The following is a 26392-nucleotide window of genomic DNA, read 5'->3' on the forward strand; positions in this document are numbered from 1 at the left end:
ACAAAACCAGCCCGACACTAAGTTACAGTGCCAGACTGGTTTTCCATTCAACATATACGACTAACTTAGGCCTCCGCGCGTGCTTCTTCTTACCAGAAAAAAGTAAGCCAACATCGCTGCGGCGCTCGTCAATAAAATAATGACACCCAGCGGAACGGCAGTCTCTTCACCTGCGATGCCGACTAGCGGAGAGACGACCGCTCCGAGCAAGAAGGGAATGACGCCAAGCAGCGCAGCGGCGCTGCCCGCCATATGAGCTTGGCTCTCCATGGCAAGCGGGAATGCAGCCGTTGACGTGATGCCGATTGCCCCTACGAAGAAAAACAGCGGAATCACCAATGCGAAAAGCGGTCCGTGGACGATAGCCACCACTAAGACTACGATACTTGCCAAACTGGCGAGAGCTAAGCCAAACAATAGAAAAGCGTGTTCGGACACGCGATGCGCCATCCGGCCAACCAGTTGGGAGCCGATAATCAGGCTGATGCCGTTCGATCCGAACAAAAGAGCGAACAAGGTCGGCGAAGCCCCGTAAATATTTTGATAAATAAACGGCGTTCCCGAAACATACGCGAAGACCCCCGCGATCATAATGCCCTGTGCCAGCATGTAGCCGACAAACTGGCGATCTCGCAAAAGCAATCCGTAATTCCGCAGCTGCTCCTTGAAATTGCTGGGCCTGCGGCGATCGGATGGCAGCGTCTCCTGCAGCTTCCATTTTGTCATCGTCAGCAGGTACATGCCCAGCAGCGCCAGCGCGATGAATACGCCGATCCAAGTCGTGAAAGAAAGAATCCCGCTCCCGGTTACCGGTGCCACGAGCGGTCCCAAATTACCGACGAGCAAAAGCAGCGAGAAAAATTTGGTGAGCTCGTGACCGCTGTACAGGTCGCGTGCGATCGCACGGGAAATGACAATGCCTGCCGAAGCGGCAAACCCCTGCACGAACCGGAAGCCGATCAACAGTCCGATATGCGGCGAAAATGCGCAAGCAAGCGAGGCGACGACATAAACGGCCATGGAGATAAGCAGCGGATTGCGTCTGCCGTAGACGTCGCTCAGCGAACCCATGACGACCTGGCCGATACCGAGTCCGAGCAAACAAGCGGTCAAGCTGAGCTGCACAAGCGAAGCTGTCGTATTGAATTGCTTCACAATCTCCGGAAACGCCGGTAAATACATATCGATCGTAAAAGGCCCCAGTGTCGAAAATAAACCGAGCAGCAAAGCTAATCTAATCACTTGCTGATTGTTCCTGTTAGTCATAATAAAAAGAATCTCCTGTTCTTCATTCCATATCGAAGCAGCGTGCCTGTTTTTCATCCTATCATAACTGTACTCATTTCGACAACACTTTAAAATAAACCGTCAGTTTCATCCGGGCAGTCCCGAGGCAGCTCCCCCACAAACCTAAAACAAACCGGAACCCTCTTATACAGAGAGTCCCGGTCTATGAACATTATTGCTCAAAAATCATTTTTGCAACAGCGGCTAGGTCAAGGATGTCAACTACGCCGTCGCCATTAATATCCGCAACTTTGTATTGATCCCAATCCGGATCCGCAGAAGTCTTACCGTAAGCCGCAGCCACGAGCGCCAAATCGCCGATGCTGATTGTGTTGTCTCCGTTTATATCGCCTGGCATACGTTGAACCACCGAAGCTTTGAACGTATTCAACGCCGCAGTCAAGCTGCTTACCGCTTGCGCAACATCAGCTTGCGTCGCTGCCGCGTTAGTTAACACCGCTTGCGCGCTGTTAATAGCGGTTTGCAGTATCGCCTTCGAGCCGGCAACATGCTGTCCGACTGCCGTTCCTTCCACAGCTGCATCGTGCTGGCCTTGGGCATCGGCAATCAATGCGCGAAGCGCCGTCGTGTCTACGACAACAACCGAGTTCGCGAATGTTTGCAGTGCCGCAGACAAGCTGCTTACCGCCTGCGTAACATCAGCTTGCGTAGCTGCTGCATTGGCCAGTACAGCCTTAGCGCTGTCAATCGCGCTTTGAAGCGCTGCTTTCGAGCCAGCAGGGTATTGTCCTGCAGCCATACCTTCCACTGCCGCATCGTGCTGGCTTTGCGCGCTCGTAATCAGTGCGCTGAGCGCCGTCTTGTCGATAGCCGTAATTTGCACGCTATACGATGTGCCGTTCACTGTTGTTTCTGCGCCCGCATCGTCCGCGATAACCACATTTGACACTGTTATCGATGTGGTCGTCGATTGCGTCGATTTGGCACGGAACGTCAGGGTCAGCCAATTTCCATTCGACTGGTGGTCTGTCCCCACACTCGCTGCAATCAGACGAACCTGACCCGGCGTGGCTGCTTTATCGACAATAATAAAATGATTGTTCAACGAATCCGCAGAAACAAAATCCAATTGCTGCGGATCGTAGGTAAACGTAATATCCTGCGCAAACGTATTTTGCGTAACTCCTGCCAGGCCGTAAGTCAGCGTAACCGGCTGTCCGGAGTTTGCTGTTCCGCTGCCTGTTAAAGTCGCTCCCGCCAATACTTGCAGCCCTGTTACAGCCGTCTGTAGAGCGGTTACTGCTGCGTCAACCTGATCTTGTGTCGCATTGGCGTTCTTATTCACGTTGACGGCATTCGTCAAGGCGCTTTGCAGGAGAGTCCACGATGCCGGTGTGTAACTAGCGCTATTCAAGGACTGTGCTGTTGCAATCAGGGCATTTAGCGCCGTTTTATTGACTAACGACAATTTATAGACATTGAAATTGTCGATCCACGTGTTCCATGCCATTGTCGCGCCGGAATTTCGTGTTGCGTATAATTCAAATCCACCAAAATTATTCGTGAAATTGACGCCGGATGCATATGGAACGGTGACCGTCGCCGTTTGCTTCGCATCGGCTGCGTTGGTAATGGTGAAGCTTACTTGTTTAGCTGTCATGTCGAGAACGGCATCTACACGGTATGTCGCATTGGCCGTATTAAACCCGCTAACCGGGAGTTGTGTTGCATTCGATGTCGTAAGAGCATCACCCGCAGCAAGGATAGTAGGATTTGTTGTGTAGACAAGCCTGCTTGTTGCACCTGCCGGGACCCCGATCGCAACATACGTGTTATGGGAACTGTCTTGAATGCGAAGTTGTCCCGTGCCGCCGCTTGGAGCTCCTACATTCCAATCTAGCATAAGCTCTAATTTGTTGTTTGCAATCGGTGTAGCAAATGTTTTGTAAGCACTGCGCGCACCGGTTCCTCCCGCAGTGAAGTTGAGCACCTGACCTGTCACGCCGGAAGCAGGACCGACTGCTGCGGAAATGGCCCCGGCCGTGCTGCCCTTGGTGATATTCCAACTGGAACCTGATAGTTGATTTTCAAAACTTTCGCTTACCGTCGGAACATACACGGCCGTCGTCGTGGTGTATCCGCCATCTGCCGTGGTGGCACTGATGCGGGCTTTGCCTTCTTTAAGCCCTGTTACCACGCCAAATATATCGACTGCTGCGACGGTCGGATTGTCGGATGCCCAAGTGACGCGCGTATCTGTCGCATCATCCGGCCCGATGCTTGCAATCAACTGCGTTTTCGGTGCATTGGCAGACGGGTTCGTTGCTGAGAAATAATCCGAAACAAAATAGTGCAAGGTCTTATTGACAGTTACACCCGTAACGGCCGTTTTACCCGCTTGTACGGTAATGTCGGCTGATTTTGAATATCCGCCGTCCTCTGTTTTTGCGGTTATTACAGCATTTCCAAGGGCAATGCCGGTTACGTTTCCGTTCTGGTCTACAGTTGCAACAGTCGGATCGGATGAACTCCATCTAACCGCTTTGTTATACGCATCCGAAGGCGTAATGACCGCAATCAATGGCATTGTCGTACCCGGAACGAGATGCAAAATTGACTTATCAAGCGTAATGCCGGAAACAGCTGTTGAGGAAATCGATGACGTTCCTATCGGCAGCATTGCACTTGTTTTATCCATTTTTGTATCGGTATATGCCGCGTTTGCGCTCAACTGCACGAGATACCCCGGATAGTAACTTGGAGGTGTGACATTCCACACCACCTTTTGCGATTTCCCCGGTGGAAGGCTTCCGCTCGTGCTGCCGCTCGTTAACGTAACCGTCCAATCGATCGGAACATTCAAATTCACGCCGTTTACTTGAATAGCTCTGGTTCCATTGTTGGTAAGAACTCCTGTGATCGTTTGTGTTTGCCCTCCTGCAATGGTTGTAGAAGGAGAAGACAATGATAAAACTGCGTTGTCGGTAACCGCAGCGGATCCGCCGGGAAATAGAGCAGCGTAGTCCGGACTGCTATTGACTTGTACAGGGACGCCGCCTGCATAATTCCCAAGCCCTTGGAGACTTACTTGCCCGAGTCCTGTCGATGTTCCGTCGAGCGCCCAAACCATAATCGCCACGTCGTTGCTGCCATTTGGATTTAATACGCCTGGCGGCAGGGAAAAGAGATGTTGTGGTCCTAAGTTGTTAATATATTGGCCGACAAGCCATCCGTTGATGTAGATGTATGAACGATAGTTCTTGGTTGCGGAATCGCTAATGTTTAATCCCAGCGGCACATCGCTCATCGCAGGGAAGTTCAAGTTGAAAGATGTCCGATACCAAGCAACGCCTTCTGGAAGTCCGCGCTGCGACCAATTGTCCGGAAGACTTACGTCGCTCCAAGACTGATTTGGGAAACCAGGCAGCGCCCATCCGTTGTTTTCTCCAAATAAGCCGCCTGCGTTGATCACGCCCCGAGTTGGATCGCTAAGCGTTTCCCCGCCTTGATTGCCTTGAATCTTCCAAGCAATGGATGTGGATGAGCCTTGCAATGCAGCTTGAGCAAGACCTCGAGGATTTTTCTGAGAATCGTTGGAGCCTCCGTCTTCGTCATGTCCCATATTTTGCACCATGACCGCTACCACATTGTCGCCGTCTTTGTTCAAAATGTTGGAAGGAAATGAGAAAACCTTGGTACCGCTCAAGGAAGATCCGAGATACGAACCGTTCAACCATACCGCATAGGCACCGTTGTCTCCGCCTTCCCCATCGAGCGTAATTCCCGTTTCATTTCCGCTTGCTGTAAAGTGACCGCGATACCAGACCATACCGTGATGGAATCCGTAATCATCCGCATACAAAACCGTTGGGGTCGCAGGTTTGGTCGGATTGTTCGTTGTAGTGCGGTTCGCACTGATCCAAGCGGAATCATCAAAGTTGGGGTTTGCCTGATGTGTTTCATAGGAAAACTTCCAATTGGAAAGCTGCGGAATCGTAACCGGCGCTGGATCAGACAGAGAAAAGACATAGGATCCGGATTGTGTTGGCGCCGTTTCCATGGCAACGCCGTTCCATGTGATTTGGCCGGTTGCCGCACCGAACACTTCAACCGAACCCGCCTTTTCACTGTCGCCTTGAAGGGCTAGATTGCCATTTGCATCGGTCGATGCGGTGCGCAGCAAATAAGGTCCTTGTACGAGTACGGCCCCGTTCCCCGTATCGCCACGCCAGAACGTTCGCGCTGTTATATCGGTCGTTAGAAGCAGCAGCAGCTCTTTGCCGCCTTGCTCGATGAGTACCTTCGACACGCTTCCGTCATGTGTATAGTTGAGACGCAAATCGCCGCTTGTCGGATCATAGGTCGATGTTGCGTTCCCGGATAAAACAGTGACTGTCGGTTGAGCCCCGTACCGTAAAACCGTTTCGCCATCTGACCCTTGCCCGCCGTAGAACAGAGCGGTATCCCGGTTACCTTGCGTCACATGCGTAAATAAATTCGATGTCGAATAGACCAAATGCTCCGAGCCCAGCGCGTAATTGGCAACGAGGAATTTGGACTCCTGCCCGTTGATCTCAATGGAAGTGCCGCTTTTCTTCGGAATCGTATAGGAACCATCCGCAGTGGTAATGCTGAGGCTCGTTGTATCTTTCGTTGTCGATGCAGCATTGCTATGACGCAGCACGTAAAACTGCGTTCCCGTATCCGGATTTTTCAAGGCGTTCACCGTAAGATTTACATTGCTTGGAACAGCTGTGCTGAGAGAATCGGTTTTTGTGAGTGGCGCAAGCGTTTGATACATCGTGGCAAGAAGCTTCTCCGCGTTGTATTTTGCCCCAATTTGACGGCTTTCGCTAATCGCAGCCGTGTAATCATAAGATGAATACACGCCAGGGAACGGAAGATATCCCCAGTTCGTTCCGCCGTATGTCATATAAATGCTCATCATTGTAGCGCCTTGTGACACTACATGGTTGTAAATAACGTTCTCATAATTGGCGTTGTACGTTTGCGCCAGTGCAGGATACCCTTTTCCCCCCCATGGATCAAACCAACCGCCGCCGAGTTCAGCGACAAACACCGGATTATTCGGAGCGAACGTATGAGAATCTCCATAATAGGTTGGAAGACCGCCAAGGCTTGGATAACTATCAAAAGCATACATATCCGGCGCGCCCACTCCGCTCGCCCAGGTTCCTCTTGGACCGCTCTTGTCGTTGTGGAACAAAGGGACATTGATTCCATCTTTGCGAGCTTTATCCGCCAGCTGCTGCATATAGGTTGCATCTGAACCCGTATACTCGTTCTCCACTTCATACAAAATGACGCTTCCGCCATTTGTAATCTGGTGTTTGGCAATGATCGCATCAATATTGGTCATCCATTCTTGATAGGCCTTCGTGTAATCGGCTGCAGACGAGCGGGCACGGCCGGACTGCGTCATGAGCCAACCTGGGAATCCCCCGCCGTCGGTTTCGGCATTGATGTATGGCCCGGGTCTTGCGATGACATAAATCCCGGCTTGCTGGGCCATGGTAAGAAGTTTATCCACATCACGAACGCCTGTGAAATCATACTGACCAGCTGCCGGGGAATGGTAATTCCAGTTGAAATAAATGGAAACCGCGTTGAATCCGGCGGACTTCATCTTTTGCAGCACATCGAGCCATTCGGATTGGCTTGGAAGACGCCAGTAGTCAAACTCACCGGAATAGATGAACGTTCGCTTGCCGTCGATCATAAGCGAATAATGATCGAAGGAAACGGTATGCGACCCGGTTAACGCTTGCGAAGGAGGCAGGGTAAATGTCCCTTGATTCTGCTCTAGGGCAGCTGGTTGTGTATCGGCATACGATACGGCCGGTGCCGCCACCAACGAGAGCAACAGGCTCATGCTCATAAGGTGAATACTTGCTTTTTTGACATTTTCCTTTAAAATATTCACGTTCTTCCTCCGCTCTAATTTTGAGTTTGAAGAATGAGAGGAAGGCATGAATGCCCTCCCCATCTTTTTACAGAACGATTACGGTTGCGAAATGATGCGTTGGGCCACGAAAGCAAGATCGATAATATCAATTACGCCATCGTTATTCATATCCGCGCTCGCCAGCCAGTTTGGACTGCTCGTTGTTTCTCCGTAGTGACTAGCCACAATAGCCAAGTCCCCGATGCTGAATTTGCCGTCGCCATTCAGATCTCCTGGAATCGCCACATTGATCGATGCAAGGAAGGACTGCAGCGCTGCGTTCAAATCAATCACCGCTTGAGCTGCTTGATCCGGTGTCGCTGCCGAGTTGTTAGCTACGGTTTGCGCAGCAGCGATCGCCGCTTGCAGAGCCGCTTTCGATCCAACTGGATATTGGCCCGGGCTGCTTCCTTCTGCAGCCGCATCGTACTTCGCTTGTACGGTTGCAATCAGCGCGTTCAACGCTGTTTTATCCACAATAGTAATTTGTACGCTGCTGGATGCGCCTTGTATCTTCGTTTCTACGCCATGGCTATCGGAGACAACCACGCCAGACAAGGTTACGGTGCTGGTCGTCGACTGTGCCGAAGGATTCGCCTGGAAGCTCAGCTTCAAGATTGCTGCGCTGTTGTTGCCCGTAATGGCATGAGCGGCCCCTTGACTTGCCGAGATGATTCGAATGTGTCCAGGCGTTCCTGCCTGACTTACAAAAATACCGTCGCTCAGCGGAACTACCGCACTTAGCTGCAATTGAGCCGGATCGTAATTGACCGTCAATTCTTCCGCATAGATGCCTCCGTTTGCGATCGAACCCAGATTGCTTAAGCCATACGTAAGATCAAACGATTGGCCCGGATATACGACACCCGTTTCAGTTAATGTTGCCGCAGGCAATGCGACGACCGTTTTCGCCGGAACAATGACAGGCAGGCTGCCCGTTGCCGCTTTCGTACCATCCGATGTACGGGTCACTTCCAGGACAAGATTCACCGTCGTATCTGCACTTTGCGGGATAACCGTTCCGTCGACTTGAATGACCGACGTGTTATCCGAGCTTTTGATCGTTATCGTAAATCCGTCCGGTACAGCCGGCAGCGTCAGACTTGTCGCATCTTTCACCGGAGCCGCTATCTGGGTTATTCCCGCAGCTATGCCCGCCGCACTTGGCAAAGTTACCGTTACACTCGCCTTGGCTTTGATGGTAGTACCATTCACTGTTCCTTGTACTTCAAAGGTTCCTACTTGTGCATAGGAAGCCGGATTGATGCTATCCCATGTTACAGCTGTCTGTGCAGTCGATTCATCTTCATACACAGCTTGAACGACTGTCGGTAATACAGGTGCTACCCCTGCTTGTGTTGTCACACTAACCGGTTGAATACTCGTGATCTTCAGGTCTTTTGGCTGGTTGCCGTAGACTTCAAGCTCTGTGATCGCCATAGCGCCGGCAGCGGTTGAGTACGGGGTTGCGTTCTCCATACCGATTCGAATTTTTGTCGTGGTGACCATGTCAAAAGTTACTGTACTTGCTTGGTTGGAGGCAGTTGCCCAAACCGTATTTTGGTTCCCTGCAGAAACCCACTGCAAACCATCCCAATACTGAACATCCAGCGTTTTCGGCAGATTGGTTGTTGGTGCAGTGCCACCCGTTGTAAAGTACAGCTTAACGGAACTAAAGGTATTAAATTGCGGCCAATTCACCTGCACAAATTCATACGGACGAGTATTGTTGACTGCCGGCAAGTTTGCCGTTGCAGCTATGCTGTATTTGTTCGTCCACCCTCCGCTCGTCTTAATGCCATCCAACATTAAATTCGGGTATGAGGATCCGTTTGTGAACGTTGCCGTTGCTACGGGACCGGTTGCCGAAACGGTATCTTGGGACCCTGTACCTGCTGCGCTGGCAGCAAGATTAACGTTTGGCGTAAAGCTATTCGAAACATTAATTGTTGCGACTGCTTTTTGAGTTAGACCGGCGATTTGTCCTTCGACCGTTATGACACCGCCGGCCTGAACTTGACTTTGTGTAAGACTAGGCCAAACTACCGGCATGCTTACGCTGAGACCGTTCGTATAATTGACTTTTACATACGCCGGCAAAACCGGGATGTCTCCTTTTGCCACAGAAAGGTTAACGGAAGCATTAGCAAAATCATATACATTCACATTCGCAACGGCTTGGAGACCTTCTGCTTGCGCAGTGGCCGTGAACGCTCCCACTACGTTCGTGGATGGAACATTCGTCCAATTGACAGATGACTGAGAAGTCGTACCGTCCGCATGAACAACTGTCACGATGGGCGGCAGGCTAACCGCACTGCCCTTCATCACGCTAACATTGACCGGTAAAATGCCGGTGTTGCCTGTCGCGTTTGCCGCTTGAGCAAAGACAGTAGCCTGTGCTGGCAACGAGCCGTCAAATGAGGCTTTGACCGTGATCGGACCCGTTTGGCCTTTGTTGGACTGAACAATAACCAGCACCTTGCCATTGTATGCGCTGCGTTCGGAGTGCGAATTGCGCTCAACATTCCCCCACTTGTAGAGCTCGCTGCTCTCCTGCTTGCCATTGTCCACCCCGACGATAGCGCCGCCTGTTACATCAAACTTAACTAAATTGCCGGCATCCGGCACGACATTGCCATCCTTGTCGACAATATCAGCCTCAATGTAGGAAAGGCTTCTGCCGTCAGCCGTAATGACCTTTTTGTCAGGAGTCATACTAACCGTGTAAGGTTGGCCGGCCGTTTTGACAATATCCGTCGCTGTAACTGCATTGCTGGTCGTATCGGCATAAGTCTTAACTTCCAGCGTACCCGGCGTAAACGGTACTTTCCATGTTAAGTGCAGTTTGCCGCTGCTGCCGTTAGGGCTTAGGTAACCGCCTGTGTTTGTGCTGCTTGTGTTAAGCTTGTCATCTTGGGTTGCTTCCGTTGTTTCATAGTATTGTTTCCCGTAATTCGTTGTCTTGATGTCGAAGCTTTTGCGGCCGAGAGAAACACCGTTTAAGAAAAGCTCCGCACTTTGCTGGTTCGTGTTGACCCACACTTCGACCGTCTCTCCGGGACGCCAATTCGTCCAGTTCATCGGAAGAATATGCGCCATAGGCTGCTGATTCCACTGGCTCTTAAAGAGATAGAAGGAATCTTTAGGGAAGCCTGCGGTATCGATAGCGCCGAAAGAAGATACGCCTACCGGATAAATGTTGTATGGCGTAGGTTCACCGATATAGTCAAACCCGGACCAGATGAATTGTCCGATAAATGCCTTGCGGTCACGGTCTTTTTTAAGACCGTACTCGTTCCCCATCGTCCAGGAGGCGAAGTTATTGTCGTAGGACGATGTCCCGCGAGAACCTGGCGTCTGATTCACTCCGGTATTCACCAAGCTCGGATCCTGATAAACCCCGCGCGCGCTCGTTTGAGAGGAAGATTCGGACTCAAAGAAGGACGTGTTCGGGAATCGGGTCATGAGAACGTCGACGGATTGAGCTGTGTTGTAGTTAAGGCCATAACCGTTTAGCGTATTGTTGATAAGCCCCCAAGGACTTGAGGTGGTTGACGGCGGCGTCCGCTCTTGATCGCCACCCATAACAATGGGTCTAGTAGGATCCACGGCTTGAACATCGCGCATCAAACGAATGGATTCACTGTACTCGTTAAATGCACTTACGCCATACATCGTTTGAGTGTTCATCCACGCAGGCTTAGTGCCTACTCCGCGTACCTCGTTGCCTATGGACCACATAATGATGGCTGGCGAGTTTTTATCACGACTAACCATTTCTTGAATAACCCAATCGCTCCACATGTATTGAGCGCCTGAGGTTGCAGAAACCGGAGCAAGGGTTGCCCCTTTCCATCCGTCTGGGACATTCGTCAAGAACCAGTTTCCGAAATCATAAGTCGCTTTGGCGGAACCCCATCCATCGAAAGCCTCTTCCATAACAACGATACCGAGGCGTTCACAGGCTGTGATGACCTGTTTGCTTGGAGGATTGTGGGATGTGCGGTAAGCATTGACACCCATATCCTTCAAGATTTTGAATTTACGCATGGCGGCATCGAGGTTGTCTGCGGCACCCAGCGAACCATCATCATGATGCAGGTCGACGCCTTGAAGTTTGGTATACACGCCATTGAGATAAAAGCCGCCGGAATTAGCAATCGTATCGGCATTGGTGGTATCAACGTGCGCCATCTTAATCCATCGGAAGCCGTAAGATGTATCCAGCGTATCTACAACCCGAGGACCTGTGCCGCCATTGATTTCCGTGATCAGTTCCGTACGAATCGTGTAGAGATACGGATCGTTGGTAGACCACAAGCGGACGTTAGGCACCTGCAAGCTATCGATCAAAGTGAGCTTTGTTGAAGGATTATAATCAACAGGATCGCTTGTGTTAGTCGATACGACATTCCCGTTAGCATCCAGGACAGAGGTCCGAATCTGAGCAACACCGTTGGAAGCTTCAGAATAGAGATCGGCACTCACAACCAAATTGGCGCTGTGATCCGCCTTATAGGCCGATTCCAGATCAGGAGATGTATACGTAATGCCATTTCGTAGAAAACGGGTCTTGTCAGTCACAACCAAGTGTACCGGTCTTGTAATACCGGAACCTGTATACCAGCGTCCTGAAGGGGACATATTCTGTACCTTAACGACGATAACGTTGGGACTATCGTCACCATAGGTGAGATACGGAGTAATGTCATAGGAGAATCCCGTATAGCCGCTTGGGTACTCACCGATCAAAGTGCCGTTAACGTACACGATCGAGTCAGTGTAAACGCCTTCAAAGTCAACGGCAATTTTCTTTTCGCTCATGGTCTCCGGCAAAACAAAGCTTTTACGATACCACCCCAAACCGCCCTGCAGGTAACCCTGAGCGTTGCTGCCTGAGGAAACTTTCTGTCCTTCAATGCTCCAGTCGTGAGGGACATTAACGGTTCTCCATGAACTGGCGTCGAAAGCGGGATTAATAATGTCCGCCGTAGCAGGCGACCCCGCCGGGTCTTGCAATCCGTTTTTCACTCCGCCCGTATTAACGGTTGGGGTACTTGTTGCCAGATAGAACTGCCAATCATTGTTAAAGTCAATGCTGCGGGTTCCGTCGTTTGCTACTGTGGCGGCATTTGCACGGGGAACAAGTGGCGCACCGAATGCGACATTGTTCAAGGACAATGGACTCAACATAACTACGGCCATAAGTAGGCCTATAAATTTCCACGAAAATTTCATTTCTTCCTAATCCTCCCTTTAAACAAGTTGTATCTTTTACGAAGCATAAAATCGTTTCACAAAGAGTGGTAAGCGCTTACAATTTTGGCAAGTTAACGAATTATGATAAGACCACCCGATAGATCATCCCTACATGGCGACTTCATGATACATTTCGCATCTATTTTGGTTTGCTTCTAAAGCAACCGTCTCTGGTTCCGGTACATGGTTGAATGATATATCCGCCTCCTTCTCGAAGAGATACAAAACGTATCATTGTTTCCAACAGTAAATAACTTTGCATACTACATTATATATTATCATTGATTATCATCTTTGTGTACATTTGATATTCTCATTTTTTGTATGAATATTCTCATGTAATCGAATCGCAAACGCCTTTCTCCGGCATGAACGAAAACACCCGCAAGTACGAAAGCCCTCCGCACTTGCAGGTGTTCCCAACTGCTCCATATTTAGACACTCCATTTCCGCCAGCAGCTTTCAGACTGATTAAAAGCCGTAAAGCCGCCAAGGCTTATGGCCCCCAAAATATCGCGCCACCTTCCCCGTTCCTTCGACCGGACGCAAACGCAAATGGGGTGCCTCATCCCCCGGATAGAGAACGGCCTCTTCGCCTGCTTCCAGATCAAGCGATATTTCATCGTCGATGACCGTTTCACCGGACCCTCGCACCGCACCGTTGACATCGATGACGTTCCAACGGACAAGCCCGCTCCAGCCCGTCTTGATCAAACATGGCTCTCCGGCCAAACTTTTCACTCTGATCCACTGCGTGGCGGCTTGCTTGCGAACCGCGCTGACCAGGAAGGCGCCTTCCCCCCGCAAATTATGGTAAGCCAGCTCCGTCCAAGCCTCCGGCACTGCCGGAAACACCCGCAGCTTGCCGCCCCAGCTTTGAAGCAGCATATCATGAATCGATTCCGCACCGGCCAGCGGCGTCTCGATAACCGGTCCCGCTTCCTTGTACATCGTATTCGGCTTGATGATGAGCAGAAGCGATTGCAGCAGCCGCAGCGCCTCATCTCCCCAACCGAGACTCGCTGCGATCGAGGCCGCCCCGGTCATACTGAAGCCGCGCAGGTCCCCTTCTTTGGCCAGCCAATGACGCAGAGAAGTTGCGATTAAGGCCCGCTCCTCCTCTGTTTCGCCCTTAACGAGATGCAGCGGGAAAATCGCCAGCAGATGGCTGAAATGCCGGTGTCCGTAAGCCAGCGGCATATCTCGTCCGACCATAAAGCCCGTCTCGTCGACGGGAAGCGGAGCCAGCCTTGCCCGTATGTCTTCCCACTTCGGACTCAACGGATCGCGGATCGCCAGCCTTTCGCAAATCGCCAGCAGTGTCTCGCATCCCCAGCGGAGCAGGGACAGATCGTAATGACAGTCCGGCACGGTCGTCCGCATGAACGAGCCATACTCCGGGGAAATCGTCGGCGGCAGATGCAGCAATCCGTCATCTCCCTCCTCCAGCAGATGCCGGTAATAGTTCACACTCCGCTTTAAAATCGGGAATAAAACCTCTTTCAGCATGTCATCGTCCATGGCATACCGGTAATGCCGCCATACGTTATGACAGATCCATGTCAAATTTCCAATCTCATCGTCCACTTTGGCCTGCAGATCGAAGCTGCAACTTCGTCCTAATCCAGCCGAATCGTGCCGGCAATCTTCAGGCACATTCAGAATCAGACGATCCTTGTTCGCATGCAGCGAACGAACAAGCGATTCGCCGATTTCCAAACGATTGGCCGTATACACCGGCGAATAACTCATCTGCACGTTCATATTGAACCAGCAGCCGGCCCATGGCGTGGAAGTAAGCCAAGGCCCCTGATTATCGATAAGGGGACTGTCCGCTCTCGCAGCCGATGCCAATTTGTACATCTGAATCCAGTAAAAGCTTTCCAAACGGCCATCCGGCAGCGAAACGAAACTTTGACGGTAATAACGGTGCCACCAGGCCCGGTGAGCTTGCACCCACTCCTCGAAGTTCGCAGCCGATGCCTGCGCCACCGCGTTCACGGCTTCGGCTTTTGCCGATTCGCCATATCCCCGGACAACGGACAGCCAGCAGATCCGGCGATTCGGCGACACTTGCACTTCCTTCCAAGCGGTTGCGCAGCCGTCTTCGCCCGAATACCGCTGCGTACAAACGCGGATGCCGTCCGCTTCTTCCGCATGTTCCACTTCCGTGACAGGAATATATTGATTCAAATTCACCCCGTCCGCGTTTTTCAGGACCGGGTCGACATCCGGATAGGCATACCACGCGCATCCGGCCCCGCTCTCGCCCGCTGTCGTCTCAATCTCTACGGCTATCACCGGATAGAGACTGTGTACCAACGAGCGAAGCTTGACCTCCCCGCTCGTCGTCGTCAGCGTGGCCTGCAGTTCAGCGTTCCACAAGCTGATCCGCTTATGCGTCGGATGATAGATTTTCCCGACCAATTCCAAATCCAGCTCACCGAGCGGAACCCGGGGCGGGAATCCGGATTTGTCCGTCCGGGCTGCCGTCACATCGGTGCGCCCGGTAACCATGCGAAGCACATGCCGCTTGCTGGCATGTTCCTCACCGTAAACCATCGTGCCAAGCAAGCCGTTACCGAGGAAAGCCCCTTCCTCCCAAGAAACGGGCTTGACGACCCACTCCATATCGTGAGCTGCCAAATAACGTTCCCAATCGACATCGAGATGAACTGCGGAACTGCCGCTTTCGTTCATGCCAAGTTTCCTCCTATCCTTTGATCGCTCCGATCAGAGCGCCTTTGACGAAGTATTTTTGCAAAAATGGATACACGAACAAAATCGGAACCGTAGCAACGATAATCGTCGCATACTTCAAGGTGGCGGCAAGCATGGCCGCATCGCCGTCGGACACTCCCGCATTGGCATTGGCTTCCCCTTGCAGCAATATTTCCCGCAGCACCAACTGCAGTGGATAAAGCGAACGTTCCTGCAGGAAAATCATCGCATGGAACCAGGAATTCCAATGACTCACGCCATAATACAGCAGCATGACGGCGATTACGGGCATGGAGAGCGGCAGCACAATCCGGAACAGGATAACGAAATCGTTGGCTCCGTCCATTTTGGCCGACTCCTCCAGCGCATCGGGAATGGCTTCGAACGCTGTCTTCATCAGAATCAGGTTAAACGTATTGATGGCCTGCGGAATAATTAGCGCCCAAAGGGAGTCAACCATGCCCACTCCTTTGACCGTCAAGTAGAGCGGAATCAGTCCGCCGCTAAAGAACATCGTAAAGATGATGAACAGCATCAGCGGCTTGCGGTACTGCAAGCTCTTTCTTGAGAGTGCGTAAGCTCCGAACGAGGTCAGCGTAATATTCAGCGCCAAGCCGGCTAGTACGACAAACAGCGTGTTCCCGTAGCCTTTCAAAATCATCGGATTGCGAAACACATTCGTATAGGCATCAAGCGAAAAACCGATGGGCCGCCATAAAATGCCTTTGTGCCCCATCAAGCTTCCTGCATCGCTGACTGAAGCAAACAACACATAAATAAGCGGATATACGGTAAGGATCATCAGCAGGACCATCAGCACCGTATTGAAATAATCGAAGCATCTCTCTGAGAAACTCGCCTTGTTCAGCATGATCGCTCTCTCCCCTCTACCACAAGCTTGTATCGTTGAATTTGCGGCTCAGCCAGTTCGAAGAAATGAGCAGGACAAAATTGATGACCGAGTTGAACAAACCCACCGCTGAACTGAAACTGTAATTGAAATCCTGCAAACCGACACGATACACATAAGAGGAAATGACGTCAGCCGTTTCATAGGTGCCCGGATTGTACAACAAAATGATTTTCTCGAACCCGACATTCATCATCCGCCCGATATCCAGGATAAGCAGAATCACGATGGTTGGCATAAGCCCCGGCAGCGTGACGTTCGTCATCTGTTTCCAGCGGCCTGCGCCGTCAATTTTGGCTGCCTCATACTGCTCTTGATCGATTCCCGTTAAGGCCGCCAGGAAAATGATCGTTCCCCAACCGATATTTTGCCAAATGCCGGAAGAAACATAGACCGTGCGGAACAAGCTGGGCTCAAGCAGAAAAGTCAACCGCTCCCCGCCGAAGAAAGCGATAATGTCGTTAATTACGCCTTCGCTGGATGTGAAATCTTTCAGAATCCCGCAAATAACAATCAACGAAATAAAGTGCGGCATGTAGGTCACGGTCTGCACCGTTCTTTTAAACAAAGCATGCTTCAATTCATTGAGCAAAAGCGCCAGGAGGATAGGAGCCGGAAATCCGAACAGCAGCTGGTAGCAGCTGATCAGAACCGTATTTTTAATCGTTCGCCAAAAATAAGGGCCTGTAAAAAATTCGCGAAAATGCTCAAATCCGACCCATTCGCTCCCCCATATGCCGAGTCTTGGGGTGAAATCCTTGAATGCGATGACGGCACCGTACATGGGTGCATAGTGGAATACGACATAATACAGCAGAACCGGCAGCAGCATGACGTAAAGCAGTTTATTTTTGCGGATATCCAGCAAAATCCCGAAACGGAATCTCCGGTTTTCTCCAAGGGCTGCAACCGGCTTTGATTTGGCAATCATGGTGTTCATAGCATCACCCTTTCCAGCCACGGGCGGGCTCTGCGGAAGGTCGGAACGAAGCTTCCACTCCGGATCGTTCACTTCAGAACGTTCACACCCCCGCAGATTCGCCGCAGACTAATTATCGCTTATTGTATCGGTCAAGAGCGCCCTGATAAATTTGGGTCACCTTGTCGATCCCCATCTCTTTTATCCTTTTTACATAATCATCGAACTTATCGATCGGCTCTTTGCCCATTACGAATTTAACGAACATTTCCTCTTTATAGCTGGTAATGGCTGTATTTAGTTTGGCCAGTTCTTTGCTTTCTTCGGCTGTCGGCGTCAAGAAGAGCGGCATCACATGCTTGGCGGCATCCGTTTGCTCCCAAATCTTGATGGCCTCATCCTGCTCTTTGAACGTATTGAAGCTTTTCCGGCTATCGCCGAGGAACGGACCGTTTGGCTTCGTATATTGGGTAATCATTTGCTGCAGGTTGTATTTAGGATCTTTGGTGATTTTATCCGTAAACTTAGGCACGCCATTCTCCATGGTATAGCTTTCGCCTTCGATACCGAAGTTGAACAGCAGGCTGCCTTTCTCGCTATACGCATAATCCATCCACTTGACGGCAAGCTCCGCATGCTTGGAATCCCCTGAAACAGCTTTGCTTGCAACCGGATTGTATTTAAAATCGCGTTGTCCGATAAAAGCGCGTTCCCCTTTATTCAAAGTGGGATAGGGAGCGGCTACCAGCTGGAACTTCGGATTTTTCTTCTTGCCCGTATCCATCCATCTGCCCATGCCCCCGCTTAACAAGCCCACTGTCGCCCCCGAGGCATCGCTCATTAATTTCGAATCCAACGATTTGGAATCCGTATTAAGCGCGAAGTCTTTATCAAGCAGCCCTTCGGCATACCATTTGTGCAGCAAGCTCAGCGCATCCTTGAATTGAGGGTCCGTAGGCCCGTATTTCACTTTGCCCTGATCGTCGATATAGAAGCGGTTTGCTGTTTTAAAAGCGCCAATGAACGCATCCTGGATGTTCAATTCATTGCTGTACTGAGCCGTAAATGGCGCGGTTGCTCCTTTTTTCTCCTTAAAAGCCTTCAGAACCGTATACCATTCATCGATCGTCGCAGGCACCTGGAGGTTCAAATCATCCAACCAGTCTTTGCGAATCATCGGTCCCCGGAAAACCAGGCCGTTGTCCGGCCGAATCATCGGAAAAGCGTAGTAGGTGCCATTGTCCGTTTTGATCATTTTGTCCAGTTCTTTATCCTGCTGCAGCAGCTTCTTTAAATTTGGCGCATTTTTATCGATCAGTTCGTTTAGAGGCAGGATGACCTTGTCCGCGATGGCTTTCTCCGGTCCACCCGGATACGCTGCCGCTCCGCCGCCGCCCCAGTTATATTCAATGACATCCGGCAAGTTGTTCGAAGCGATCAGCAGGTTGAATTGATCCTTCGATTGACCGTCGGCCGGGTGCGTATACTTGACCTTAACCCCGGTTTCACTCTCTAAACGCTTGCCGAACGGAGAATCGGCCAAATTGGGAACGAAAGATGCCAGGTTCGTATCGATCTGTTCCCAGGATGTTAACGTTTCTTGCGTGCTAATCGGATATTGACCTGGAGCTGCGGCCGCCGGCGTTGCTGTCGTTTTCGCGGCTCCCGTTGCGCTTGGGCTTCCCGTAATATCTTTGGAACAAGCGACGAACAGGCTGGAAGCTGCCAGCACGCTTAGAGCCAGACTAACGGACTTTCTTGTGGAACGTTTTCTCATGTGAATCCCCCTCATAGGATCTAGTGCATCATGTCTTCGTTGCAGCACCGTGGCTTTAGTATGGCGGAGAAACCGCCCTTTTGCCTATCGTCAAAACGGGAAATCGCTCATTAAAATGCGTAAAAAGCAATCATCAGAATCCCAAACAGCTATGCAAAAAATGAAAAGCCGCGCAAGCAAGCTTGTACGACTTTATCCAACCCGTCAACCATTCATTTAAGCTCTTTGTATTTCCCCGGTGTAATGCCCTCGAATTTCTTAAAAGTCCGGTTGAACGTATTGATATCCGCATATCCGACTTTGCGCGCAATCTCCATAATGGAGAGGGTTTGCTCGCTCAGCAGCTTTTTCGCCTCCTCCAAACGGGTCCGGCTTATAAAATCAAGCAGCGCATCGCCGGTTTGTGCTTTAAATTGCTTGGATAAATAGGAAGGGGTAATGCCGAATTTCTCTCCGATCATCGAAATGTTCAAATTTTCTTCGGTATAATTGGCTTTAACATAAGCGCTGACAAGCTCGCCAAGCGGGCTGTACTCCTGTTTGCGGCCGGCTTGAACGGCCTGGCAGACCTGTTCGAGAATCAACAGTATTTCCCGTCTCATCTCTTTAATCGTTTCGCATCCGGATAGCCGTTCGACAGGGTTAAACTGTTCCATGAAACCAGTTTTATTGGCTTGCGAGCCGATTTCGTTCATGGTTTTCAGCATCGTGCTCGCAAGATCGAACATGAGGCATTTGCCGAGCGGTACCGATAAAACAGCATTGGATACGTTAGTTTCAATAATTTGCTCAATGATCGAGCTCGACTTCTCATAATCGCCAATCTTGACGAAATTAATCAATTGCTGCTCTACATGCAAAGGATAATAATAATTTCCGGCCTGGCGGACAGCCTCGGAACTCGGCAATTCGTCGTAACGAATCACCGCTCCGCCTCCCACGACAAGACGATAAGCCATCGCCGAGAGAGCTTCTTGATAAGCTTCGGCAATTCCGAACAGTTCGGAATGGATACCGCTGATGGATATCGTCAAATGCACATGAAAATGGTCAAGCAGGAATAATTTCACCTGTTCGGCAACCCGCCGCAGCTCCTCCGGGTCCTGACCGGAGCCAAAATTATAAATACATGCCTGCATATCGTCAATCTCCGTCGTGAAGCCCTGATGATCGCTGCCGATCACTTCTTCCACCACATTCATCAGAATGAACTGCATCAATTTCACTTTCTGCGGATCCACGGTAACATCTTCCTGAAATTTGCCGAAATGATCGATATGAAACAATAGTACGGCAAAATGCGGCGAAGCCAACCGTATATCGTGAGCCGAGAGCGATTCATGTACGGGAATGTCCTGCTCCAGATTTCCTTTCAGGAGCCCCTGCAGGAAATGCGAGCGGATGGCGTCCCGGTGCTGGTGCAGGCGGCGATCAACTTGTTCCTTCTCAGCGAATGTATTGTTGAGCGCCTCTTGCAAAAAGCCGTACTCATTCGTCCCCTCGGCAAACGAAATCCCTGCTTTCATCGAGAAGCTCCGAATGAGCAGGTGAATCGGATTGTAATTTTTGCGAAGAAACAGGAACGTAACCACCCCGCCCAGCAGAAGGCTAAGCAAAATGCTGGCATACACCAACCTTTTCATATATTTCATCTTGTCGTCAAAGCGCTCGGCGGGAATCATCGAGATGTATTTCCAACCTGTTCTTGCCGAAGTGGTATACGAGACAGCGACTTGTTTGCCGGTCACTTCTCCGTAAAAAAGGCCGTTTTCGCCAGAAAACTTGTCATAGGTGAGAAAATCAGGGCTTTGCCCGAGCCCGCTTGCGGCGACCAGCCGGTTTTCTTTATCCAGCACTGCAACGGATGTCGCTTCGGACGGCGGAATATTGGCGAGCAGCTTGGAATCTTTCACGACAAACAGGAGCACCGCTCCCGGCTGATCCCGATTCGCCAATGTAACGGATTTGGCAAATAGAACGGCTTTATACGGATTATCATCCTCTGACACCGTAACCGGCGCATAATCCTGGATGTAGCGTTTATCCAAATACGTCTTCCATGCCTCATAGCCTTTAAGATTTTGCCCGTCCAACATCTGAAACAAATGGCGACTGTCTGTCCGGTTGCGCGTTGATATCACAGTATCGCTATTTTTGTAATACAGATAAATTTGTTCAATGAAATCGTTGGCTGTTTGATATACCCGCAAATCATTGGAAATCGTGACTAAATCGTAATAATCGTTATCCGTAAGCGGTAGCGAAGTATTGATAAAAGCGTTCACCGGTTTATTGAGGGAAATTTCCAGACTGAGCCGCTCAATGCCGCCCAGGCTGTTATCGATCGCCATCTCCATCTGCTTCAGCGCGTTGTTGTTGGCACGATTCACTTCCGATTCAACCACATGCCAGGAAGCCGCATATAAAATTCCGCTAATGATGATCGGGACGAGCAGCACCGAGATATAAGAGGTGAGCCAAGTAACCATGACGCTGCGTTTGTTGAACCGGAACCGATTGAACTTCATTAGCACTAACCCCTTGTCGACATGTTGTAACTGCTTTCATTTATTATAGCGAAAAGAGAAGGAACCGTCTCGTCTATCCGTCTCCCTCAGATCCAGAGAAGCGGCTGCCGAATCGCCATATTCCGCCGGACTTCCGCCTCCTGCGGTTTATGGTCGAGCGTACGCCACAGGGCAAGAAGCCTTTCAGAACCATAAGCGAGTCCTGCAAGCAACAAGAACGACATACGGGCAGGCCAATGCGCATCGTATTCTACATCACGTCCATAAGGCCATGTTTGTTTATTTTCCAGGTATGGCAAAAGGAATGCGATTCCCTTCCGTACGCCCCTGCCATCCGAAAGCTGATATTCCCACAAGTTCTCGTTCGGCGTGGAGAGGATATGCGTAAGCGTAATGAGATTATCCAGGGTGAACAGCGAATAGGCATATGGCTTCGTACGGGACAATTCCCGGGGAAAACTGCCGTCTGTTCTCATCTGTTCCTCGAGCAGCCTGCTCTTGTATTGTTCTCTGCACCAATCCAGCATGGCATGATGACCGGTCAACCGTGCGAATGCAGCTCCCTGCACGAACCAGCAAATGCCGTGATTGTTAGGTTCGTTTCTTTCTTCCACCCCTTGCGGATGCTCGTTCATCCATTGCAAATACTCCGCGAACCATGAAGAAATCCCTTGCAGCACTTGCGTTTCCGCCGTGGATCCAGGCTCGCTCTCCAGCACATGCACGGCTGCCGCCACATCGATCAGATGCAGCGTATCGATCACGCCAATCCCCCGTCCGTCACATACTCCGGGTACCGCCTGAGCGTAGAGCAGGTGCGGATTCATTCGCGTGCTCTCGTTCAGGAAAAAAGCGTCCAACAGCTGAACAGCCTTCGCTGCGTACCGCTTTTCTCCCGTTATGCGATAGGCGGCAGCCAGAGCGGCGACCCGGGACCGCATCCGTCTTAGCAGGATTCGATGTTCATGGAAATTAGCCGGATTGCTCTCACCGTCACGGCGAACGTAGGGCCGTCCATCCGGCGTATCGGGATTCGGCCACCAGTAATCTCCGTTTGAATAATAGTCATGCGCGCTCCCGGGACTTTGCGGGGCTCTCGCGTCTGTGATATGTATATTCGGAGCCGTCAGGGAGGCATCTGCCTGTCGGATGATCTCATTCAGATCCAGATATAATCCCCAACTCTCCCGGCTTGTTTGGTACATACTCAGCATGGTGACAAACTCCTTTCATGTGAACGAACAATGACTTCATTATATGAAAACCCTTACAACCATGGTATCGTCAAAACCTAAACTCATCATCAAAATCTCAAATTCTACGGCAATTAAGAGACTTTTTCCTACTCATAACCAAAAAAACGGCTTAGGCGAGCTGCTTGTATATCGGGCACGTTCCAGTTCTTCGGCAATAATCCGGATGCCCTCTTCCATTTCTTGCTCGTCAGTTCGAATGATGCTAAGGCGCAGCAAGTTCTGCTTAGGGAAAGAGGAAAGGAACTGCTTATCGGATGCCAGTACATCAACACCACGATTCTCCAATCGCTTGACTAAATCTTCTCCTTGAATAGAATCCGGAAGGCGTATGGAGGCGAAGAGCCCCCCGCTAGACGGGATCGTATATAAGCACTCTTTGGGCAAAAATCGCTGTGAAATTTCCTTGAGATGTTTAAGGCGGTGATGATACAAAGATTTCATTTGCTTCGCATGATGAGCATACATCCCGGACTTCATATAGATCTCAAGCACGCCTTGAGAAAGTACCGAGGTGCTCAGATCCGCCGTCTGTTTATGCCATTGCAGCAAAGGAATAAACGAATCCGGCACTGCCGCCGCTGCAAGCCTTAATCCCGGCAGCATCACTTTGGAAAAGCTTCTTAGATAAATGACATGCCCCGCTCCATGATAAGCGTGAATGGGATCTGCTTTGCTGTTCGTTTCCAAATCGGCTAGATAATCATCCTCGACGATGTAAACGTCATTCGCTTTGGCGAGCTCAGCCAGCCGCTGCTTGTCTTCCGCCGTGTAAGAAGTGCCTAACGGATTATGGAATCGCGGGATTGTATAAAAAAACTTGATCATATTGCTTTGAAAATGGCGCTCCAACGCTCCCCAATCGATCCCGTCAGGCGTTCTTTCGATGCCGATTACGGTTTGCCTTTGTGTCTTAAGCGCAGCCAGCATTCCCCAGTAGGTGGGCTGCTCAACCAAAATGTTCGTTTTTCCGTTCGGGAACGGCATTCCGGCTAGAAGATGAAGAGCTTGCTGAGCGCCTGAAAATATAAAAACTTGCTGTGCCGAAGGGAAAACCTGCTGCTGCTGAAAGAGCTTCACAATCTCCTGGCGAAGAGAAAGCAATCCCTGCGGATCGGGATAAGTGAAGATGGACGCCTCAAATAATTCCATCGCTTTGTTCAAACATTGACGAAAGTCGCTTTGCGGGATCGACGCGGGATCGGGAGCCGCCGATGCAAAATCGATCCGTTTGGTTTGCAGCAGGGGAAGGAGCGCTTCTTTGGCTACAACGTAATAGCCGCTCTTCGGACGTGAATAAATGAGATATTGATTTTCGAGTTCCTGATAAACACCAATCATGGTGTTGAGACTGCAGCCGAATCTCTGGCTCTGCGCACGGATCGAGGGCAGCTTCTGACCGGGCTTAATAAGACCGCTCGCGATGTCCGAACGGATCATTTGCTGAATGGATTCCTTTTTACTTTTCATAACTATGCCTCCAGCCTGATCAATTGAATGCATTATCTGTACCCATACAGATGGATAAACAGTCAATATACATCGTATTTTGTAACCATTATAATGCTCATATCATACAGATGTATACTTTGAGGTGATTTTGATGAACAAAACAACAAGCGGGTGGATCAATGGCATGCTGGGCGTGCTCATCTTTAGCGGATCGCTGCCCGCAACACGGATGGCTGTGATGGATTTTGATCCGTTATTCCTCACCGTTTGCCGTGCGGCCATTGCCGGGGTGTTAGCGGGAGCGCTTCTCCTCTTCTTCCGGCAGCAGCGGCCTGTCCGAAGCGACATCATTCCGCTATTGTTAGTGGCGGTCTGCGTGGTAGCGGGTTTCCCACTGCTAACAGCTCTGGCGCTTCAGTATGTCTCATCCGCTCATGCCATTATCTACATTGGGCTTCTGCCGCTATCGACGGCAATCTTCGGCGTATTGCGAGGCGGTGAACGCCCGCGATCAACCTTTTGGATCTTATCGGCTCTAGGCAGCTTCCTTGTAGCAGGGTTCGCTCTGACCCAAGGGGCTGCATCTTCGCCCGTCGGCGATGCGTTCATGCTGGCTTCTATCCTCGTGTGCGGTTACGGGTATGCGGAAGGGGCCCGACTCTCACGAAGACTTGGGGGCTGGCAGGTGATCTCTTGGGCGCTCGTACTGTCGCTTCCCGTTATGCTGCCGCTCTCGTTCTATTACATGCCGGTGTCGTGGGCAAGTATCCGTGGCGCCGCACTCTTGAGCCTTGCTTATGTCTCCCTGTTCAGCATGCTCATCGGCTTTGTGTTCTGGTATCGTGGTCTTGCCCAGAGTGGTATTGCAGCGGTCGGGCAGCTGCAGCTCCTTCAGCCTTTCTTCGGGCTGCTGCTTTCGGCTCTCGTTCTGCACGAGTCTATTGGTTGGCCTGTCTTTATCGTAAATGCCGGCGTCGTACTGTGCGTGGCGATCGCACGGCGTTTTGCATGAAAATCGTTTAATTTTCGACTCTTTGCGACTGCATTTTACAAATACTTCACACCGTTTCCAGATCATATGTGTTACTGTAATAAAGCTAACCTAGATAAGTACATTAATTAGACGGAGGGCAAAAGTCTTGAAGAAGAAACTTACTGTAATTAGTTTATCCATGGTGGTAGCTGCGAGCATGTTGGCAGGCTGCGCGAAAAAAGAAGAGACAAAACCGGCAGCATCCACTACACCAGCAGCTTCTGCTGCAGCATCCGCTGCACCGGCAACTACAGGTTTCGTACCAAAAGAACTTAAAGTACAATTCGTTCCATCTCAAAACGCTGAAACACTTGAAGCGAAAGCTAAACCACTTGAAAAACTTCTAGGGGACAAGCTGGGCATTCCAGTTAAAGTATCCGTTTCTACGGATTATAATGTTGTTATCGAAGCTATGGCATCCAAGCAAGTTGACGTTGGCTTCCTGCCTCCAAGCAACTACGTTGTTGCCCATGACAATCGGAAAGCAGCTGATCTGCTTGTGCAAGCTACCCGTTTTGGCGTGAATGACGAAACAGGTCAATCCACTACTGATCTTGTAGATTTCTATAAATCAGAAATTCTCGTTAAAGCTGACTCACCGATTAAATCCGTTGCTGACCTGAAAGGCAAAAAAATCGGCTGGCAAGGCGTTACTTCAGCTGCAGGTTATGTATACCCAGGTTTCGTACTGAAAAAGGCTGGCGTTGATCCAGTGAAAGATGTAACTGGCGTTCAATTCCAAGGTCATGACAAAGCGGTTATCGCTTTGCTGAACGGCCAAGTTGATGCTGTCGGCGTATTCCAAGACATTCGCGCTAACATGACGAAAGACTACCCGGATGTGTTCAAACAAACTCGCATCCTTAGCTTCTCGGATAAAATCCCGAATGACACAATCGCTGTTCGCTCCGACATGGATCCAACTTGGAAAAAGAAACTGACTGATGCTTTCATCGCGATCGGCAATGACCCTGAAGGTCAAAAAGTTATTTTTGATGTATACTCCCACAAAGGTTACGTAGCTACAGACGATTCCAAATTCGACATCGTGCGCAGCGTGAACAAAGAAATGGGCTTGAAATAAGACTCAATAGAATACTTGGAATGAAAAAGAAGCTAAACGGCTTGTATGCGTTTAGCTTCTTTGTTTTTGGCGAATGCTATCACTCATGTGAGGTAGGGATCTACAAGTTACAAAATAGCGGCCCCTAGTTCCCTTTCCCTAGTCCAAAGGGCTGTTTTTAAGAAAATAGTCGAGTAGGCGGGGCCTTTCCGTCTTGGATTGTGCCCCTTGCCCCTCACAGATCCGTACGTGCCCAATTAA

General features: G+C 50.5%; 12 protein-coding genes. 2 read left to right on the forward strand and 10 right to left on the reverse strand.

The features are described 5' to 3' along the window. Nucleotides 1-60: 60 nt before the first annotated feature. The 10 genes from AC3WRW_RS14530 to AC3WRW_RS14575 all read right to left on the reverse strand — a co-directional run bounded on the left by AC3WRW_RS14530 (nt 61) and on the right by AC3WRW_RS14575 (nt 24053). Nucleotides 61-1266 (reverse strand): multidrug effflux MFS transporter, encoded by a 1206-nt coding sequence (locus tag AC3WRW_RS14530; RefSeq protein ID WP_492547023.1) that lies wholly within the window; start codon nt 1264-1266, stop codon nt 61-63. 193 nt (nt 1267-1459) lie between these two features. Next, complete coding sequence (locus AC3WRW_RS14535; RefSeq protein ID WP_492547024.1) at nt 1460-7192, reverse strand: beta-galactosidase; 5733 nt, start codon at nt 7190-7192, stop codon at nt 1460-1462. Nucleotides 7193-7270: 78 nt separating this feature from the next. Then, nucleotides 7271-12454, reverse strand: a complete 5184-nt coding sequence (locus tag AC3WRW_RS14540) for an Ig-like domain-containing protein (RefSeq protein ID WP_492547025.1) — start codon at nt 12452-12454, stop codon at nt 7271-7273. A gap of 492 nt (nt 12455-12946) precedes the next feature. Continuing rightward, on the reverse strand, nt 12947-15175 hold the full coding sequence (locus AC3WRW_RS14545; protein ID WP_492547026.1) for a glycosyl hydrolase family 95 catalytic domain-containing protein: 2229 nt from the start codon (nt 15173-15175) through the stop codon (nt 12947-12949). A 13-nt stretch (nt 15176-15188) separates the two neighbouring features. Continuing rightward, on the reverse strand, nt 15189-16067 hold the full coding sequence (locus AC3WRW_RS14550) for a carbohydrate ABC transporter permease (protein WP_492547027.1): 879 nt from the start codon (nt 16065-16067) through the stop codon (nt 15189-15191). Between the two features lie 16 nt (nt 16068-16083). Continuing rightward, nucleotides 16084-17037, reverse strand: a complete 954-nt coding sequence (locus AC3WRW_RS14555) for an ABC transporter permease (protein WP_492547028.1) — start codon at nt 17035-17037, stop codon at nt 16084-16086. A 121-nt stretch (nt 17038-17158) separates the two neighbouring features. Further along, a complete protein-coding gene (locus AC3WRW_RS14560; protein WP_492547029.1) occupies nt 17159-18802 on the reverse strand; it encodes a type 2 periplasmic-binding domain-containing protein in 1644 nt (547 codons plus the stop codon). Between the two features lie 212 nt (nt 18803-19014). Further along, a complete protein-coding gene (locus AC3WRW_RS14565) occupies nt 19015-21330 on the reverse strand; it encodes a helix-turn-helix domain-containing protein (RefSeq protein WP_492547030.1) in 2316 nt (771 codons plus the stop codon). An 86-nt stretch (nt 21331-21416) separates the two neighbouring features. Continuing rightward, nucleotides 21417-22544: an alginate lyase family protein gene (locus AC3WRW_RS14570; protein WP_492547031.1), complete on the reverse strand. Its 1128-nt coding sequence runs from the start codon at nt 22542-22544 to the stop codon at nt 21417-21419. 132 nt (nt 22545-22676) lie between these two features. Beyond that, a complete protein-coding gene (locus tag AC3WRW_RS14575; RefSeq protein ID WP_492547032.1) occupies nt 22677-24053 on the reverse strand; it encodes an aminotransferase-like domain-containing protein in 1377 nt (458 codons plus the stop codon). A gap of 133 nt (nt 24054-24186) precedes the next feature. On the opposite strand from AC3WRW_RS14575, the gene AC3WRW_RS14580 reads away from it, so the two are divergent. After that, nucleotides 24187-25047, forward strand: a complete 861-nt coding sequence (locus tag AC3WRW_RS14580) for a DMT family transporter (protein ID WP_492547033.1) — start codon at nt 24187-24189, stop codon at nt 25045-25047. A gap of 127 nt (nt 25048-25174) precedes the next feature. Then, nucleotides 25175-26152: a phosphate/phosphite/phosphonate ABC transporter substrate-binding protein gene (locus AC3WRW_RS14585; RefSeq protein WP_492547034.1), complete on the forward strand. Its 978-nt coding sequence runs from the start codon at nt 25175-25177 to the stop codon at nt 26150-26152. The last annotated feature ends 240 nt before the right edge of the window (nt 26153-26392 follow it).

Source organism: Paenibacillus sp. FW126-R14 (assembly GCF_058789495.1).

Excerpts from the sequence above, each read along its gene's own strand:
- AC3WRW_RS14575 (WP_492547032.1), bottom strand. The coding sequence starts at position 24,053 with ATGAAAAGTAAAAAGGAATCCATTCAGCAAATGATCCGTTCGGACATC.
- AC3WRW_RS14530 (WP_492547023.1), bottom strand. The coding sequence starts at position 1,266 with ATGACTAACAGGAACAATCAGCAAGTGATTAGATTAGCTTTGCTGCTC.
- AC3WRW_RS14570 (WP_492547031.1), bottom strand. The coding sequence starts at position 22,544 with ATGCTGAGTATGTACCAAACAAGCCGGGAGAGTTGGGGATTATATCTG.
- AC3WRW_RS14560 (WP_492547029.1), bottom strand. The coding sequence starts at position 18,802 with ATGAGAAAACGTTCCACAAGAAAGTCCGTTAGTCTGGCTCTAAGCGTG.
- AC3WRW_RS14545 (WP_492547026.1), bottom strand. The coding sequence starts at position 15,175 with ATGAACGAAAGCGGCAGTTCCGCAGTTCATCTCGATGTCGATTGGGAA.
- AC3WRW_RS14550 (WP_492547027.1), bottom strand. The coding sequence starts at position 16,067 with ATGCTGAACAAGGCGAGTTTCTCAGAGAGATGCTTCGATTATTTCAAT.
- AC3WRW_RS14565 (WP_492547030.1), bottom strand. The coding sequence starts at position 21,330 with ATGAAGTTCAATCGGTTCCGGTTCAACAAACGCAGCGTCATGGTTACT.
- AC3WRW_RS14555 (WP_492547028.1), bottom strand. The coding sequence starts at position 17,037 with ATGATTGCCAAATCAAAGCCGGTTGCAGCCCTTGGAGAAAACCGGAGA.
- AC3WRW_RS14580 (WP_492547033.1), top strand. The coding sequence starts at position 24,187 with ATGAACAAAACAACAAGCGGGTGGATCAATGGCATGCTGGGCGTGCTC.
- AC3WRW_RS14540 (WP_492547025.1), bottom strand. The coding sequence starts at position 12,454 with ATGAAATTTTCGTGGAAATTTATAGGCCTACTTATGGCCGTAGTTATG.